The sequence below is a fragment of the Hydrogenophaga sp. genome (assembly GCF_022844385.1).
Taxonomy (GTDB): Bacteria; Pseudomonadota; Gammaproteobacteria; order Burkholderiales; family Burkholderiaceae_C; genus Hydrogenophaga.
The window spans coordinates 2,020-5,293 of sequence record NZ_JALHLX010000179.1; the positions used below are offsets into that span (position 1 = coordinate 2,020).

Below are 3,274 nucleotides of genomic sequence, written 5' to 3' on the forward strand. Positions count from 1 at the left end.
GCAGGCCTGCCGGTGGCGGGTGTGCCGACCAACAACAACCCGGCGCGCGTGATCAACCTGAGCTTCGGCGGCGACGCGCCTTGCAGCGCGGCTTACCAGGACGCCATCAACGCCGCGACCGACGCCGGTGCGCTGGTGGTGGTGGCTGCGGGCAACGGCAGCGGTGCGCTCAAGCGGCCCGCCGACTGCCAGCGCGTCATGACGGTGGCGGCTGTGCGCAAGGACGGCGCCAAGGCCGACTACTCCAGCTTCGGTCCGCAGGTGGCGCTCTCTGCGCCGGGTGGCTCCGACGAAGCGGGCGACGTGAACCTGCTGCTCTCCACCGACAATGCCGGGACAACCGTGCCGGGTGTCAATGGATACGGCTACAAGCAGGGCACCAGCTTTGCCGTGCCCCAGGCCGTGGGCGTGGCCAGCCTCATGCTGTCCGTCAACAGCGCGCTGACACCCACCGCGCTGATTGAACGCATGAAGCAGGCCGCCGCCGCCCGCGGCCACATCGATGTCGCCTTTGGCCAATGCACCCTGCCCACCAGCGGTTTGTGCGAGTGCACCACCACCACCTGCGGCGCCGGCCTCCTCGACGCCGCCGCATCGGTCCAGCTGGCCACCGGCCCGGCGGCGGTCATCACCCCCATCGGAACCGTCACTCCAGGCACGGCGATCACGCTCAACGGCTCTGCCAGTGTGGCGCTGACGGGCAACATCGTCAGCCACCAGTGGACCCAGGTCAGCGGCCCCACCGTGGCCATCACCAACGCACAAACGGCGGTGGCCGGTGTGAGCCTGCCCAACTCGCAGGCCTCCTATGTATTCCGGCTCACCGTCACCGACGATTTCTTGCCGACCGCGCGCAGCGGCAGCGACACCGTGACCGTGGTCGCCGCATTTCCCGCCACCAGCGGTGGCGGGGGCGGCTCCAGCAGCCTGTTCTGGGGCTTGGCCCTGTGGGCCTGGGTGCTCGCCGTCTGCTGGCAGCAGCGCCGCACCCGGCGCCTGACCTGAGCAGGGTTCAGCCGCAGCGCTGCAGGCGCTTGCCCGCCATGGCCTCGCCCAGACCGTCGATGGCGGCGCGCTGGGTGTCGGTGATCGCCGGCAGGCGCACCGTGACGCTCTGACTCTCGGCCCGCTCCTGCGCCACCTTGGCCGTGCGGATGCCATCGCGCTCGGCCTTCTGCAGGGCTTGCTGCGCCGCCGCTTCGGAGGAATAGGTGCCCAGGGCCAGGCCGGGGGCCAGGCCGGGGGCGTTGATCTCGCGGAAAGACACGCCCAGCGCGCGCAGCTCGTCTTTCTTGCGATCGACCTGCTGCTGGTTGTCGTAGCGGCCCATGTAGACGATCCAGCGCCCACCGCTGCGCACCTCTGTGAACGAGAAGCCCGATGCAGGCAAGCCGAGCAAGGCCAGTTCGGCGCGCAGCAGCTCGGCCTGATCGTTGGTGAAGCCGCCGGCCTGCCAGCACGCGCGCGGGCCGCTGCCGGCCGCCACCGCCACGGTGGATGAGGGCGGGGGCGCAGGTGCGGGCGCAACGGGTTCGGACACGCTGGGTGCCGGAAGTGGCGGCTCAACCACCACTGCAGCAGGTGCTTCCGGCGCAGGTGCCGACACGACCGGTGCGGTCTCGGGCCGTGGGCCGTTGAGCAGGCGCAAGGTCTCTGGGCGCACCTGCTGCGCCATGCGTTGCGGTTCGCGTTGTTCGACGGGCTTCAGACCCAGCGTGTCCAGGTAGCCCTGCGACCAAGCAAAGTAGCCCGCGTTGCCGAGCACCAGCAACCAGATGGCCCACTTCAGCATGGGCGCACACTCACTTCGGCACTGGTCACCGTCTGCATGCCGCGTTCGGTGAGCACCTGCAGGGCACCGTCGTCGTTCACGCCGCAGGCCGTGCCGCGCGTGCCGTCCGAGAGCTGCACCGGCTGGCCATGCAGGGCATCCAACTGGGCAAAACGCTGGGCAAACGCCGCGAAGCCTTGCGAGGCAAACGCCTGGATGTCGCGCACCAGGGCCGGCGCCACGCGCTCCAGCACCTCGCCCGGCGTGATGCCCACCAGCACTTCAGACAGACCGGCCGGCGCCATGGCCGTCACGGCCGCACCGTCGGGCACCAGCGCGGCCACCGCCGACACCTCGGGCCGCGCCACGTTGATGCCCACGCCGATCACCACCATGCGCTGGCCCTGACCGGCCTCGCCGGTGCTGGCTGTTTCCACCAGGATGCCGCCGATCTTGCGTTGGTGCAGCCAGAGGTCGTTGGGCCATTTCAGGCGCACGTCGGGGTGCAGGCTCTGCGCCAGGCTCACGCCCACCGCCAGCGACAGGCCCGACCAGGTGGCGGGTGCCAAGGGCATGGCCAGCGAAAACGTGAGCGATTGACCGGGCTTGCTGTGCCAGCCCTTGCCCAGGCGCCCGCGCCCGGCCGTCTGGTCTTCGGCGGCGAGCAACACGGGCTCCATCAGGCCGATGCGCGCGCGGCGCATGAGTTCGCTGCTGGTGGAGTCGATGCTGGGCAGCACCTCCACCGTGAACCCCGGCAGTGTCGGCTCGACGGCCTGCCAGATGGCTTCTGCGTGGCGGATCAGGGTGTCGGCCATGGGCCACTCAGCCCAGCTTTGACGCTTTGCCCGCGCGCTTGGGTGCGAGCAGCGTGCCGCGGCATTTTTTCGCACCACACCAGCAGGGGTACTCGGCCTTGAGTTTGGGGGTGTAGGGTTCGTCGATCACCAGGCCGTAGTCGTAGAACAGCTCTTCGCCGGCCTGGATGTTGCGCTGCGCGCGGATGAACACGCGGCCCTCGTCCACCTCGGCCTCGCAGTTGGGTGCGCAGCTGTGGTTGATCCAGCGCGCCGAGTTGCCGCCAAACTTGGCGTCAATCACGTGCTCTTCGTCGATGTGGAAATAGAAGGTGTGGTTCGGGTCGGTCGGGTCGTGCGGGTGGCGGCGCAGGGCTTCGTCCCAGGTGATGACCTCGCCCACATATTCAATGAGTGTTTCGCCCTCGGCCAGGTCCACCACGGCGTAGACCCCTTTGCCGTGCACGCCGGACTTGCGCGTCTGGATGCGCCGGCCAGCGCCGTTGGACTTCTCGACCGAGGCTGGTTTTTCAGCGGGCGCAGTCGACTTTTTGGGGCTTTTCGTCACGGCCGGAATATTTGGTAAGGTTGTTTCATGCAGGTGCGCGCGAGTGTGCGCGTGCCCATGTGCGCGTGTACACGCGCGTGGAAAGTTGATTGTAGAGATGAAAAACGAAGGTTCAGCCAAAACGCTGGTCATTGCCGA

At 68.6% G+C, this 3,274-nt stretch carries 4 protein-coding genes; 1 reads left to right on the forward strand and 3 read right to left on the reverse strand.

Going from position 1 to position 3,274, the window contains the following annotated elements; translation table 11 throughout:
- Window positions 1–1,005, forward strand: a 1,005-nt coding sequence (locus tag Q0C59_RS18300; RefSeq protein WP_291218243.1) for a S8 family serine peptidase, incomplete at its 5' end; no start/stop codon positions are given.
- Window positions 1,006–1,012: 7 nt separating this feature from the next.
- On the opposite strand, the gene Q0C59_RS18305 is transcribed toward Q0C59_RS18300, so the two are convergent.
- From Q0C59_RS18305 to Q0C59_RS18315, 3 genes are read right to left on the reverse strand one after another with little or no spacing between them, the layout of a single operon-like run.
- Window positions 1,013–1,792, reverse strand: coding sequence for an SPOR domain-containing protein (locus tag Q0C59_RS18305; protein WP_291218245.1), 780 nt, complete (start codon window positions 1,790–1,792; stop codon window positions 1,013–1,015).
- Entirely contained in the window at window positions 1,786–2,589 is an 804-nt protein-coding gene (locus Q0C59_RS18310; protein WP_291218247.1) for a biotin--[acetyl-CoA-carboxylase] ligase, read from the reverse strand. Before Q0C59_RS18310 ends, Q0C59_RS18305 begins: the two co-directional genes overlap by 7 nt.
- Window positions 2,590–2,596: 7 nt before the next feature.
- Window positions 2,597–3,136, reverse strand: coding sequence for an SET domain-containing protein (locus tag Q0C59_RS18315; RefSeq protein ID WP_371132896.1), 540 nt, complete (start codon window positions 3,134–3,136; stop codon window positions 2,597–2,599).
- Window positions 3,137–3,274: the final 138 nt, after the last annotated feature.